This is a genomic window from Grimontia sp. NTOU-MAR1 (assembly GCF_035758505.1).
GTDB lineage: Bacteria > Pseudomonadota > Gammaproteobacteria > Enterobacterales > Vibrionaceae > Enterovibrio > Enterovibrio marinus.
The window spans coordinates 1755673-1769366 of sequence record NZ_CP142108.1 but is presented as its reverse complement, the minus strand read 5'-3'; the positions used below and the strand labels follow the sequence as shown (position 1 = coordinate 1769366).

At 49.2% G+C, this 13694-nt stretch carries 13 protein-coding genes; 9 read left to right on the top strand and 4 right to left on the bottom strand.

What is annotated here, in order from left to right; translation table 11 throughout:
• The first annotated feature begins 45 nt into the window (after nt 1–45).
• The 5 genes from rbfA to nlpI all read left to right on the top strand — a co-directional run bounded on the left by rbfA (nt 46) and on the right by nlpI (nt 5358).
• Complete coding sequence (gene rbfA, locus VP504_RS08120; protein WP_002540323.1) at nt 46–438, top strand: 30S ribosome-binding factor RbfA; 393 nt, start codon at nt 46–48, stop codon at nt 436–438.
• Nucleotides 438–1388 (top strand): tRNA pseudouridine(55) synthase TruB, encoded by a 951-nt coding sequence (truB, locus tag VP504_RS08115; protein ID WP_325893791.1) that lies wholly within the window; start codon nt 438–440, stop codon nt 1386–1388. Before rbfA ends, truB begins: the two co-directional genes overlap by 1 nt.
• Nucleotides 1389–1519: 131 nt before the next feature.
• Nucleotides 1520–1789, top strand: a complete 270-nt coding sequence (gene rpsO / locus VP504_RS08110; RefSeq protein WP_002540321.1) for a 30S ribosomal protein S15 — start codon at nt 1520–1522, stop codon at nt 1787–1789.
• Between the two features lie 402 nt (nt 1790–2191).
• Nucleotides 2192–4321: a polyribonucleotide nucleotidyltransferase gene (gene pnp / locus VP504_RS08105; protein ID WP_325893789.1), complete on the top strand. Its 2130-nt coding sequence runs from the start codon at nt 2192–2194 to the stop codon at nt 4319–4321.
• Nucleotides 4322–4452: 131 nt separating this feature from the next.
• Nucleotides 4453–5358 carry a lipoprotein NlpI gene (nlpI, locus tag VP504_RS08100; protein ID WP_325893787.1) on the top strand — a complete coding sequence of 302 codons (906 nt, stop codon included), beginning with the start codon at nt 4453–4455 and terminating at the stop codon, nt 5356–5358.
• Nucleotides 5359–5413: 55 nt separating this feature from the next.
• Here the strand turns inward: nlpI and VP504_RS08095 are convergent, their stop codons facing one another.
• The 3 genes from VP504_RS08095 to VP504_RS08085 form a co-directional block, all read right to left on the bottom strand.
• The gene (locus VP504_RS08095) at nt 5414–6280 is read right to left on the bottom strand and encodes a U32 family peptidase (protein WP_325893786.1); all 867 of its coding nucleotides are present in this window, start codon (nt 6278–6280) and stop codon (nt 5414–5416) included.
• An 11-nt stretch (nt 6281–6291) separates the two neighbouring features.
• Nucleotides 6292–7287, bottom strand: a complete 996-nt coding sequence (gene ubiU / locus VP504_RS08090; protein WP_325893784.1) for a ubiquinone anaerobic biosynthesis protein UbiU — start codon at nt 7285–7287, stop codon at nt 6292–6294.
• A gap of 190 nt (nt 7288–7477) precedes the next feature.
• Entirely contained in the window at nt 7478–9523 is a 2046-nt protein-coding gene (locus tag VP504_RS08085; protein WP_325893782.1) for a sensor domain-containing protein, read from the bottom strand.
• A 198-nt stretch (nt 9524–9721) separates the two neighbouring features.
• Here VP504_RS08085 and ubiT point away from each other — a divergent pair, with 198 nt between their 5' ends.
• The 4 genes from ubiT to rimI all read left to right on the top strand — a co-directional run bounded on the left by ubiT (nt 9722) and on the right by rimI (nt 11685).
• Nucleotides 9722–10249, top strand: coding sequence for a ubiquinone anaerobic biosynthesis accessory factor UbiT (gene ubiT, locus VP504_RS08080; protein WP_325893781.1), 528 nt, complete (start codon nt 9722–9724; stop codon nt 10247–10249).
• The gene (locus VP504_RS08075) at nt 10233–10736 is read left to right on the top strand and encodes a GNAT family N-acetyltransferase (RefSeq protein ID WP_325893780.1); all 504 of its coding nucleotides are present in this window, start codon (nt 10233–10235) and stop codon (nt 10734–10736) included. Before ubiT ends, VP504_RS08075 begins: the two co-directional genes overlap by 17 nt.
• Nucleotides 10737–10853: 117 nt before the next feature.
• Nucleotides 10854–11249 (top strand): DNA polymerase III subunit psi, encoded by a 396-nt coding sequence (locus VP504_RS08070; RefSeq protein WP_325893779.1) that lies wholly within the window; start codon nt 10854–10856, stop codon nt 11247–11249.
• Nucleotides 11239–11685 (top strand): ribosomal protein S18-alanine N-acetyltransferase, encoded by a 447-nt coding sequence (gene rimI / locus VP504_RS08065; RefSeq protein ID WP_325893778.1) that lies wholly within the window; start codon nt 11239–11241, stop codon nt 11683–11685. Before VP504_RS08070 ends, rimI begins: the two co-directional genes overlap by 11 nt.
• A 49-nt stretch (nt 11686–11734) precedes the next feature.
• On the opposite strand, the gene VP504_RS08060 is transcribed toward rimI, so the two are convergent.
• Nucleotides 11735–13669 (bottom strand): EAL domain-containing protein, encoded by a 1935-nt coding sequence (locus VP504_RS08060; RefSeq protein WP_325893777.1) that lies wholly within the window; start codon nt 13667–13669, stop codon nt 11735–11737.
• Nucleotides 13670–13694 lie beyond the last annotated feature (25 nt).

Sequence of the window (13694 nt, the reverse complement as noted above, 5' to 3'; positions counted from 1 at the left end):
AAGTGCTCAGCACTTTCCCCCCATTTCTTATGAGAGAAGAGCGTTATGGCAAAAGAATTTAGCCGCACTCAACGCGTGTCGCAGCAGCTGCAAAAAGAAATTGCCCTGATCCTGCAACGCGAAATTAAAGACCCACGCATTGGTATGGTCACAGTATCCGGCGTAGAAGTGTCCCGTGACCTGGCTTACGCAAAAGTATTCGTGACTTTCCTGACTATGGGTGAGCAAACCCCGCAAGGTGGCCTGGAAGCGCTTCAAGAAGCGACTGGCTACATCCGAAGCCTGTTGGGCAAAGCGATTCGTCTGCGTGTGACACCTGAAATTACTTTCTTCTTTGATGAATCACTGACGGAAGGTATGCGTATCTCCAATCTGGTATCTCAAGCAGTGAAATCAGACGAAGAACGTCGTGTGGATGAAAACGGAGAAGAAGAGTAATGGGTCGCCGTCCTCGTCGTCGCGGACGCCCTGTCGACGGCATTATCCTGCTGGATAAGCCGACAGGCATTACATCGAACGCCGCGCTACAGAAAGTAAAAAACATCTACTTCGCTGAAAAAGCAGGCCACACCGGTGCGTTGGATCCACTGGCAACCGGTATGCTGCCAATTTGCTTCGGTGAAGCGACCAAGTTTTCACAGTTCCTTCTCGATTCTGACAAACGCTACCGTGTGATTGCCAAACTTGGTGAGCGTACGAACACCTCAGATTCTGACGGTGAAGTGGTCGAAACCCGTGAAGTGAAAGTGAACTTGGGCGATCTGGAGCGCAGCATTGCGTCGTTTCGCGGTGAAACCATGCAGGTTCCTTCAATGTTCTCAGCATTGAAGTACGAAGGTAAGCCGCTTTACGAATATGCCCGCAAAGGCATCGAAGTACCGCGTGAAGCCCGTAAGATCACCGTGTACGAAATCTCACTGCTGCGCTTTGAAGGCCAGGAAGTAGAGATGGAAGTCCATTGCTCTAAAGGCACGTACATCCGTACCATCGTTGACGATCTGGGCGAAATACTGGGCTGTGGTGCACACGTGACTATGCTGCGTCGCACCGGCGTTTCAGGCTACCCATATGAGAAAATGGTGACGCTTGAGCAACTGGAAGCGCTGCTTGAACAAGCCCGTGAGCAAGACATCCAGCCACGTGAGTTGCTGGATCCACTGCTTCTGCCACTGGATACTGCGGTACAGGATTTGCGTGAAGTGAACCTTCTGCCAGTGGTGGCGAGTTACGCACTGCAAGGCCAGGCGGTTCAAATCCCAAACGCGCCAGCAGAAGGCGAAGTCGTCCGTGTGACCATGGGTGAAGACAATACCTTTATCGGTGTCGGTGAAATCGATGCTGAGGGCATGTTGAAGCCGCGCCGTTTGGTGCGTACGCACGACGTATAAATTTATCGCGTGGTGAAGCCTACAGCGGTTGCCTTATGTTGGGAATCGCTGTAGAATTCGCCGCCTCGGGTGTCGGCTGAATCAGAGATTGGCTGACACAAATTAAAACCTTTTACATTTAGGAAAAGACTATGTCTCTGAATGCAGAAACTAAAGCAGCAATCGTTGCTGAATACGCGCAAGGCGCAAACGACACTGGTTCTCCAGAAGTACAAGTAGCTCTGCTGACTGCTTCTATCAACCACCTGCAAGGCCACTTCGCTGAGCACAAAGGTGACCACCACAGCCGTCGCGGTCTGCTGCGCATGGTTTCTCGCCGTCGTAAGCTTCTTGACTACCTGAAAGGTAAAGATGCTGACCGTTACCTGGAGCTGATCAAGCGTCTGGGTCTGCGCCGCTAATAAGCCTTTGGCTTTTAAGTATCGCATTCCGAAAAGGAGCCCTCGTGGCTCCTTTTCTCGTTTTTGCTCCCCGAAACGCCCTCCCTTCGACTAGGCTTAGCCTTCGGTGCGTTAACTTAATGTAACGTCCCTTGAGACGGTTGAGGGTAAACCGCCAGCATCCGTAGATTTTTGTGGCATTTACGCACGAAACTTTCGGTCTCACGTTACCGTTCATCGTGTAGCCGTGTATAATGTTGGCGCTTTCATCGGACTCACAGTCAACGAAGTCGACCATCAGGCCGCGACTATTGAGAGAGCTTTCCAGCCAAGGCGAAAACTTTCTCATTAGTCGCGATTGGTGAGACCTTTGAAAGAAAAGTAAAACCGCGCGTATTCGCGCACAACTACAAGGAATCTATCGTGAATCCAATCGTAAAAACGTTCCAGTACGGTAACCACACCGTAACTTTGGAAACTGGCGTAATGGCTCGCCAGGCGACTGCTGCAGTTATGGTTAGCATGGACGATACTTCGGTATTCGTTTCTGTTGTTGGTAAAAAAGAAGCGGTTGAAGGTCAAGACTTCTTCCCTCTGACTGTGAACTACCAAGAGCGTACTTACGCGGCAGGTAAAATCCCAGGTGGTTTCTTCAAGCGTGAAGGTCGTCCTTCTGAAGGCGAAACCCTGACTGCGCGTCTGATAGACCGTCCAATCCGTCCGCTGTTCCCTGACAACTTCAAAAACGAAGTGCAAGTTATCGCGACTGTGGTTTCTGTAAACCCGAACGTTAGCCCAGACATCGTGACCATGATTGGTACTTCTGCAGCGCTGGCGATTTCAGGCATCCCATTCAACGGCCCAATCGGTGCGGCGCGTGTTGGTTTCATCAACGATGAGTTGGTACTGAACCCAAGCAACACTGAGCTTGAGAACAGCCGTCTGGATCTGGTTGTTGCTGGTACTGAAGGTGCGGTTCTGATGGTTGAATCAGAAGCTGACCGCCTGTCGGAAGAGCAAATGCTGCAAGCAGTTGTGTTCGGTCACGATCAACAGCAAGTGGTTATTCAAGCTATCAACGAGTTTGCAGCAGAAGTTGCTACTCCAGCTTGGGATTGGACTGCACCAGAGGTAAACACCGAGCTGAAAGCGCGTGTTGCTGAACTGGCTGAAGCACAATTCACCGAAGCGTACCAAATCACTGAAAAAATGGCGCGTTACGACCGTGTTGGTGAAATCAAGTCAAGCGTGAAAGAGCAACTGCTTGAGCAAGACGAGACGCTGGACGCACGTGAAATCCAAGGTATGCTTTACAGCCTTGAGAAGAACGTAGTACGTAGCCGCATCATTGCTGGTGAACCACGTATCGACGGCCGTGAGAAAGACATGGTTCGTGCACTGGACGTTCGTACTGGCGTTCTGCCACGTACCCATGGTTCGTCTCTGTTCACTCGTGGTGAAACTCAGGCGCTGGTAACGGCAACTCTGGGTACTCAGCGTGATGCGCAAATCATCGACTCAATCACTGGTGAAACAACAGATAACTTCCTGTTCCACTACAACTTCCCTCCATACTGTGTGGGTGAGACTGGCTTTGTTGGCTCTCCTAAGCGTCGTGAAATCGGCCACGGTAAACTGGCGAAGCGTGGTATCCAGTCAGTGATGCCATCTCAGGAAGAATTCCCATATACAGTTCGCGTAGTATCTGAAATCACTGAATCTAACGGTTCTTCTTCTATGGCTTCTGTATGTGGTTCATCGCTGGCGCTGATGGACGCAGGTGTGCCGATCAAGAAATCTGTTGCGGGTATCGCGATGGGTCTTGTGAAAGAAGGCGAAGACTTTGTTGTTCTGTCTGACATCCTAGGTGACGAAGACCACCTGGGCGACATGGACTTCAAAGTAGCGGGTACTGACGATGGTGTGACTGCACTGCAGATGGACATCAAGATCGAAGGTATCACCAAAGAGATCATGCAAATTGCTCTGAACCAAGCAAAAGGTGCGCGTCTGCACATCCTGAGCGTGATGGATCAGGCCATTTCTTCTGCACGTGAAGATATCTCTGAGTTCGCGCCACGTATCCATACCATCAAGATCAACCCAGAGAAGATCAAAGATGTTATCGGTAAAGGCGGTGCGGTTATCCGTGCGCTGACTGAAGAAACAGAAACCACTATCGAAATTGAAGACGACGGCACTGTGAAGATCGCAGCAACCGACGGCGAGAAAGCGAAAGCGGCTATCGCGCGCATCGAAGCGCTGACTGCAGAAGTGGAAGTGGGTCGTATCTACACTGGTAAAGTCACCCGTATCGTAGACTTCGGTTGCTTCGTGTCTGTTATCGGCACTAAAGAAGGCCTGGTACACATTTCTCAAGTGGCTGATAAGCGCATCGAGAAAGTGTCTGACTACGTGGAAATGGGTCAGGAAGTTCAGGTTAAGGTTCTGGAAATCGACCGTCAGGGTCGTATCCGCCTGTCAATGAAAGAAGCGGTAGAGCAAGCGCCGGAAGCTTCAGAAACTGACGCACAGCCAGAAGCTGACGCATAACGGTTTACGCTTTAGCGTGAAACACGGTATAACAAAGGGGGCAATGCCCCCTTTTTGTTTTACACTCGAAGCTCGTTGTGTGGTGTTTTATTCGAACGCAAGTGATTTGGGGATTAAGGAGAGAAGCGCTAATGCGAAAACTTAACTGGCTGCTACTGACAGTTCTAGGTTCTGTATTGCTGTTATCAGGCTGTGCGACCTCGGGCAATTCGGTGAATAATAACCAGCCTTGGCATATGCTGCCAATGGCGGTACCGCTGCAGCCAACCACGCAGCAGGAAGTGCAGCTGGCGCGAATTGACCAGATTTTACTGCGTGATGATTTAACCGAAAAAGACAGGGCACAGCTTTTCTACGAGCGTGGCCTGATCAATGACAGTCTGGGACTTCGTGATCTGGCTCGTCTGGATTTCAACCGTTCACTTTCTTATAACCCAGCGCAGCCGGATGTGTTTAACATCCTAGGTGTCTATTTCACCCAAAGCGGCATGTATGATGCTGCCTATGAAGCTTTCGATTCCAGCCTTGAACTGAATGAGCAGCACCAGTCTGCTGAGCGGAACCGTGGTATTGCTTTGTATTACGGTGGTCGTTACGAACTGGCTGTCCGCGATCTGCTCAAGCATTACGCTGATAACGAGAATGACGCCTATCGCGCATTGTGGCTATACCTCGCCGAGTTGGAAAAAGATGGTCAGGAAAAAGCGCAGCAAGGGCTGAGAGCGCGTTATGATCACTCAGACAAACTTGATTGGGGGTGGTTGCTGGCAAGAATGTACCTGGACGACATCAGTGAAGATGCTTTCTTCCGTGAAGTGATGAATACCAGCACCGACAATGCCCAGCTCGCGGAAAGACTCTGTGAAGGTTACTTCTACCTCGCCAAGCGTTATCAGGCGCAGGGAGATATCAACTCTGCAGTGGCCCTTTATAAGCTGGCAATGTCTGGCAATGTGTATGATTTCGTTGAGCACCGCTACTCCATGTTGGAGTTGAGCCGTATCGCTTACGATCTGAGTCACCCGCCATCTACATGATGGTTGTTAGACAAAGAAAAGCCGCGTTTGCGGCTTCTTCGTTTTTGCAGGCGGCTTAAAGCTGTGTCGCCATCCCTTCAATACTGTGCCAGTAACCATTGCAGAAGTGACTTTTCGGTGCAAAGCCTGACTCTCCGCGTTTAAAGCCAGCAAGCACATCCAGCGCTGCTTCGCTTTGCGGACTGATGCGAACGACATCCACCAAGCCTTCCATCGATGCAGTATCTGCGCTCAGGTCATAGCAATAGCCGGACTGGGTCTGGATACCGTTCAGGGTAAACAAAGACTGGTTTTCCTGACTTTTTACTTCAAGACCTTGCGGATAATTGATACAGCAGGTCTCGCATTTATCCTTTGGACGGTTCTCAGCACGTGCGCTGAAACAGCGGGCGGAATAGGCCAGTGGCAGATTGCCGTAAGAGAAGACTTCCACCTCAAATTTATCGCGAATCCCCGCCGCCTCAGCTTCCGTTAGCACTTTGTGCAGCCATTCGCGTGATAACTCAACAGGCATACACCAGCGGGTCATACCTTTTTTCAGCATCACTTGAAGTGCCTGTGCGTTATAAAGGTTAAGTGCAGGCCCTGCGACAAAGGAAAGACCTTTTTCATAGGCCAGTTGTATGGCAGAGACATCATTGGCTTCAACAATGAATTCACCATTGTCGATGTAGGTCTGCATCACTTTTACTTCACTTGGCGCTTCCAGCAGCGCCATGGTGGAAAGTGCGACTTGTTTGCCGCTGGATGCCAGCTCGCGAGCCAAGTTCATCCAGTCTGCGGGGCGAATCTCACGTCGCTTGGAGCATACTGTTTCACCGAGATAAATGATGTCGGCATCGCTCATCACTGCTTTTTGATAGAAGGTTTCAACATGGTTTTTTGGCCAGAAGTAGAGGAGTGGGCCAAGTGAGTATTTCATAGGAGTCTCTTTTACTGCCATTTACGGTGATAAGCGCCAAGGGTGGTCTGTGTACCTTCGGAAACGCTGTCCAGGCACTGGTTCCATTGAGGCTGTACCTGATAACTGCCCGGATTGCGTTGATAGCTGTCGATAGCCTGACGCCAGGTGCGGGTGACCTGCTCAACATAGGCAGGGCTGCGCTGACGGCCTTCGATTTTCACTGACGCGATGTTTGCTTCAAACAGCTCAGGCAGAATCGACAGGGTGTTTAGGCTGGTGGGCTCTTCCAGCGCGTGGAAGGGCTCACCGTTGGTGACAAAACGGCCTTTACACAGCGTAGGGTAGCCTGCGTTTTCGCCGGTTTGGTAACGATCGATCAGAATATCATTCAGACGCGATTCTAAGCCTTCCGCGGTTTCCTGCCAGCGAACGTATTTAGCGGGTGAACATGCGCCGACGGTGTTCGGCGATTCACCTGTCAGGTATGAGGATAGGTAGCAGCGCCCCTCTGACATTATGCACAGGCTGCCGAACGCGAACACTTCCAAATCCACGTCTGTGGTGCGAGACAGTTGTTTTACCTGATGCATGGAAAGCACGCGCGGCAACACAACACGCTTAACATTGAAGTGATCTTTATAGAACTGGATGGCGGCACTGTTGGTGGCTGATGCCTGCACCGATAGGTGAATTTCCATGTCAGGATGTTTTGTGGCGGCATAATCAAGTACAGCAAGATCGGCGATGATCAGTGCATCAACGCCAAGATCCACCGCAGCATCCATCGCATCTATCCAGCGTTGAAAGCCATCAGGATGCGCAAAAGTGTTAAGCGCAACATGGATATGTTTCTTGCGGTCGTGAACGTAAGAAACGGCTTTTTCCAGCTTCTTTCCGTCAAAGTTCAGACCTGCAAAGTGACGGGCATTGGTGCCGTCTTTAAATCCAATGTATACCGCATCCGCACCATTATCGATGGCGGTTTTCAGAGCAGGAAGGTTACCTGCTGGGCAAAGCAATTCCATATTTCTCCCCACATTGTGTGGTCAGCATCAGGCTGGTTACTGTTTCGGGTGATGGTCTTGATAAGCCCTGAATTGTAGGCAGAGTTTGGGGAGAGGGTTTTGATGTAAGGCAGGTTAGCGCCAACAAACGGACGAGAGATAGAAAGAGGCGCTGATGGCGCCTCTGTGGTATTTGTGTTTTTCCGCGTTGTTAAGACGCGATTTTCGCTTTGCGGTTATTAATCAGTAAGGCTTCAAATTCTTCACGTGGCATCGGTTTATAGAAGTGAAACCCCTGAATCGTGTCGCACTTCAGATTGGCAAGCACACTGGCCTGCTTACCGGATTCCACGCCTTCCGCCACCACGGACATGTTCAGCGAGCGGCCCAGATTGATGATATTTTCAATCAAGGTAACCTGCTTGGGGAAGGTCTCCATATCGCAGATAAAGGCGCGGTCAATCTTAATCTCATCAAGCGGGAACTTGGCAAGATATGACAGAGAGGAGTAGCCGGTACCAAAATCATCAATCGACAGTGAGAAGCCCAGCTCCTTGATGGCATTCAGCATCTGGATAGCATGCACGCCATCGTTCATCACCGCACTTTCTGTCAGCTCGAAAGTGATCAGTGACGGATCGGTTTGGGTTGCTGCTTGCAGCTTTTTCATGTGCGAGGTTAGGTTCGGGTTACGAAACTGCTGTGGTGACAGGTTGATGGCCACTCGGCCCGGCAGTACTTTCATATTTTGCCAGCGACGGACGGTTTGGAAGACTTCTCGCATCACATTGCGACCCAGCAGCTCAATCATACCGGAGCGCTCAGCGACTGGAATAAAGCGCCCTGGGCTGATGTAACCCTCCACTGGGTGTTTCCAGCGCACCAGCGCTTCAGCACCATTGATGGTGTAGTCTTTGGCGTTGACCTTGGGTTGGTACCAGACTTCCAGCCCATTGTTTTGCAGCGCTTTTTGGAGCTCAATTTCTAGCCATAAACGCATGCGCGCTTCTTTGTTCATGTGCTGGTTGTAGGTCACTACGCGGTTGCGGCCTTGTTCTTTGGCTTCGTACATCGCGGTATCGGCATTCTGAAGCAGGCTGCGCGCATCCTTACCGTCACCTGGGAATTTCACCATCCCAATAGAGCAGGCGAGGTACTTACTGAAATGGTAGAGGTCGAACGGCTGACGAATGACGTCTACGATGCACTGTGATAGTTCTTCAGCAACATCAGGGCTACTTGGCTCGGGGAGTAAAACCGCGAATTCATCGCCGCCAAGGTGACCTAAAATAGTATCGGAAGGAAGTTGTTTACGGAGACGTTGTGCGATGTCCTGCAAGACGCGGTCACCAATGTGGTGTCCGAGGGAGTCGTTGATATTTTTGAAATTATCGACATCAAGATAGAACATCAGAAGCGGCGTATTGCTTTTGATGAGCTGCTCCAGGCGCCGTGAGAAACCATGGCGATTGTAAAGTCCGGTTAGAGCATCAAACTGTGCCAGCTTCTCGATGGTTTGCTTGTGATCGGAGACTACCCCCGTGCGGGAGAGCGTAATGAGAGCACCACTGCCGCCAAGCAGGCTGATAGAGCCGTAAGAAATATTAATTGGTGGCTGATTGTCGCCAGCGCCTTTTGTCTGGCAAACCAGTTGTTGACCTGGCTTTAGCAAGGTCAATGAAGTGACAACAGATTGCCCTTTCACCGATGGCACCAAAAGGTTTTCGATGTCCTCGCCAAGAATTTCATTCTGGTTGTCGAATCCCAGAAGTTTCACCGCATGGTGGTTAGCACTCAGAATAATACCGCCGTCCAGCACGCAACACCCATCGCCAACCAACTGACAAAGGTTGTCAAAACGGCTTTCTGATGATTCCAAGGCGCTGGTGAGTACCTGTCGCTCCGAGGTATCAGCAGCATGGAAAATCACAGCGCCATCTGCCCATTCGCTATTGGTCAGTGGCGTGACGCTGAAGTGGAAGCTCGAATCATGAACACCATCATTCAATATGATCTCACCTTCCGACGCTTCGCCATCAAAAGCTCGCATATAGTGAGGCTTTAGTGCTTCATAAAAATTGGAGCCAAGAATTTCCCTATCCTGTTTTCCCACCAGTTCTTCTTGATCCAGACCGCTGATTTCACAATAGCGCTGGCTCACCCAGAGGTATTGGTGATTTTTATCGAGAACGGCAAAGAGAAACGGACTGTTTTGAGTAAGACTTGAAAACCAATAGGTCAACTGCTCAACTGGCATTTAGGCACCATACATTGTAGCTCGTAAAGCTTTATCTAAATTCAACTCCATAATTGAGACAACACTATATAATGTGAGAGCGTAACGTTAAACCTTTATGGGAAAGAGCTTTGTTTTTTGACTCAGGGCATGAAAAAACACGCGAGCAGTGTCATAAAATGTCGATTACTTTTGGCTTATTCATATTGGAACACCACTTTGTTCGACAAACTCCATGCAACTCTGGTGCAGCAGGCACCTAATTTTCTGCGCTTTCCTGTTAAGCTCCTTCCCGCTTCTATTCAGCAAAAAGTGATGCTTGAAACGTTGAAGCACGTTTTCCATGAAGCTTTGGATGATGGTGAGTTTGAGTTTCTCGAAAACCGCTGGCTCGAAGTGCATGTTCGCGATATTGATATGAAGAGCTTTATCAGCTTTGAAGATGAAAAACTGATAGTACGTAGCCATATCGACAATGCAGATGTGCGATTTAGCGGTGATCTCAATGACCTGATCCTCATCGCAGCACGCAAGGAAGATCCAGACACTCTGTTCTTCCAGCGTCGATTATTGATCGAAGGCGATACTGAACTGGGACTGGAAGTGAAAAACCTGATGGATAGCGTCGACTTAGATTCACTGCCTTCTGGATTGCACAAGGCACTATTTACATTGGCAGATTTCGTACAAAAAGGGCTACAATCGACACCCAATGTCAACGAGGCCCAATATGCTCATAAGATCTGAAGCGCTGGCTGATCAGCTGGCCATTGATAGACTGCTGAAAAACGTATTTCCGACCGAGGCAGAAGCTGCTTTGGTCCGTGCGCTGCGTGAGAATGGCCATAACACCTTGTCGCTGGTGGCGTGTAATGATGATGGCGAAGTGGTTGGACACCTAATGTTCAGCCCGGTGCTGGTTGGTGAAACCGATACTGGCGTTCAAGGTTTAGCGCCTTTGTGTGTGCATCCCGGTTATCGTCAACAGGGGATTGCGGCCCAGCTCGTCCGTGAAGGATTTGATACGCTGAACGAGTTTGGTTATCCCGCTTGTGTGGTGCTGGGCGACCCGGCTTACTACAGCCGATTTGGTTTTAAGCCAGCTGCGGATTTTGGCCTTAGCTGTAAATGGGATGTACCTGCAAAGGCCTTTATGGCGTTTGAATTTACGCCAGGAGTATTTGACGAAGCGTGTGGTGAAGTGGCTTATTGCCAAGAGTTTGATGCGCTGTAGATCATTCCAATGTACCCTAAAAACACTAAGGGCTGCGGTAGCAGCTCTTTTTCTTTGTGTTGTTTACTCTTGGCCTTTGATAGCATTTATACACACAGCAGAGTGAGTGAAAGCGGCATGAACGATTTACAAAGACTGAAGGAAATGGGGATCAAGGTATGGGATATCCGACGACCTGAGTGCTATCCCGACTTAGCCCCTCAGCCTGTTTCTCTGCCTGAACATTGTAAACTGCTGCTGGTGTGTGATGCTCAGCCCAGTGAACAGGAAGCTTGGCTATTCAGTAAGGTGCTTGCCAGCATGAAATTATCTGTTGAACAGGCCCTTTATCTTCCGCCGCAGGCAGTTAATTTGCTTGGAAAGCACCAGCTGGATTGGTGTTGGTTTGCAGGTACTCAACAAACAGATATTGACGGGGTGATGATGTTAACGTCACCTTCACTCGCCGTACTCGACAATGATCAACTTGCCAAGAAACAACTTTGGCAGCAGATAAAGCGATATGAATCCTGAAATCCTTCCGATGGAAAGCCAATGGCTGGACGAAGTCGTGCGTATTGAACAAACCGCACACAGCCACCCCTGGGCTGAAAGCCTGCTTAGAAAACCAGAAGCCAAGTTTGGCTGTAACCGCGTATTGGTTATAGATAATCAACTGATTGGCTACTTCTTTGCCCAATGTGTTGCAGGCGAAGCCTCATTGTTGAATATTGCTGTTTGCCCCGAGTTTCAAGGAAAAGGACATGGTAAGCAGCTTCTTCAGGCATTTCTTGATTGCATGCGCGAAGCGGGTGGGGAAGAGGCCTGGTTAGAAGTGCGTGAGAGCAATCAATCAGCTATCAGACTTTATGAAGCTTTGGGATTTAACGAGTTTGACCGTCGGTATGATTACTACCCGACGGCATCTGGCAGGGAAGATGCTCTGATCATGAGTTGCTGGTTCGAATAAATCGCCCAGCCGCCCTTAAAAGAGAACCCGCTGCAGCGGGTTCTCTTCATTATGCGGTTTGCTCAGAAGGAGTTATTGGCACTGGTGGATGAATAAAACCTTGATAAGCGCCGATGAAATCAGCATTGATCTTCGCCTTGCTTTCATCGTCTTTCACGCCGGTGGCAATCACAGTAATGTTTTGTGAATCCGCGATATTGGCCAGCGTTTCCGTAAAGACGCGGTTCTGTGCATTCTGATTTTGGCTAAGCGCCTGATCCAGCTTGACATAACCCGGCTTCAACACCGAAAGATATTCGACCTCCTGTAAATAGCGTCCGAAGTGATCGATACCAATTGTTGCCCCTGTTTGTCTGACTGCTTCACTGAAGCTGATACATGCCGTGAGGTTATTGCGTGCACTAGCTTCACTGATCTCAAAGCAAATATTTTCCGCTGGGAGTTCACTTTTCAGCAAATTCTGAAGCCAACTGATAAATTGTCGGTTTTCAAGACTGTCATCGGTCAGGTTTAAGGCTAAAGGCTGGGTGATAGGCTTAATTTCATGAAGATTTACCAACTGTTCGACCACCACACGATCAAACTCCACGCCTTTCTCAAATAGCTGGATATAGGGTATCAATCTTCCGCCGGATTGCCAGGTTCCTTCAATGTTAGCTTGGGTAAACACTTCACTATGCAGTGGCTCGGTTGTGTCTCCAAATAAGCAATAAACCGGCTGGGAGAGGAGTCGAACCGCTTTTTTCTTGAGCGCATTATCCAACAAAGAGCGCCAGGTTTCGCGGTCGATGACCTGCTCTTCTGAACCACGGTTAAACACGAACACTTCATGGTGTCTGATGGCGCGTTGAAGTGCGTTATCCGCCAAGGACAACAGTTGAGTACCTGGTAGACCATGACCATGTACCACACCAACATGGAAACCTTCATTGGTCTCAAACCCTGCCATGGTAACTTCATTATTGAGGGTACTAATCAGTGTATGAAGGCCGTTGCGGCTTTGTTCTTCACTGCATTCTGGGAGGATTAGCGCAATTTCGGTTTCGCTGATGCGCGCCACACAGATATTTGGTTGAGCGCTGAATGCTGATTGCAAAGAAGTGGACAGTAAACGCCAGGTTTCGTCACGAGCGGCATAGCCATAACGACGATAAATGGTATCAAGCCAACTCATGTTAGCGATCACCACAGCCCCTGGCACACCTTCATCATCACCCATCCAGCTGTTGAGTTGATGGATAAAAAACTGACGGTTTGGTAACCCTGATGCAGCATCATACATCATGCCGTTGTTGAGGGTTTTCAGTTCTTTGTGAAGAGACTGGATCATTCGCTGAATATGAGAAGAGAGGTTATTGATTGAATTGTCCAGTCTCTTTATCCCTGACATTTGGTTAAGCTGATTTACAGAGAAGTCTTGCTCAGAGAGTCGATCCAAAGCGCTGGCTGCTTTTTGTACTGCCTTTTGGTTTCGGCTCAAGGTAAAGGTGAACAAAGCGAGTAATACACCAGCAGATATTGAAAACAATGTGATAAAGGCAAAGAGATCTTTTGCGACTGCTTTATTTGCTAAGTCAGGAGCGAAGCGTAAATTTAGCGAAGCGATATTTCTACCTTCATGGATCAGTGGGCTTGTTAACTCTATTGGCTTGACCGAAAGGATGTTGTTAAACCAAGTTGGATTGGCTTCTTCTGAAGGTGTTGACCATGTCCCTTGTTCTGATGTCACTTGGTCCGTAATAGTTATCTGCCTGACTTCGGCTGATAATACGGCTCCCGCTATTTTACCGACGGATTCGGTATCATAGTAAGCGATAAACTTCGGCAAAATCCCTTGCAACTTCGTTTCTAGATGAGAAGCTCTATTTTCCAGCGCCAATTGCTGTTGGGATATGCTGTTCGATAAGTACGCAAATGAGGATAGCGCGACCACCAATACACTTGTCAGGTAGATACTGAGCAATGAAAGACGGTTCTTGAACATATTGGCTCTCGTGAAATGTGTTTAT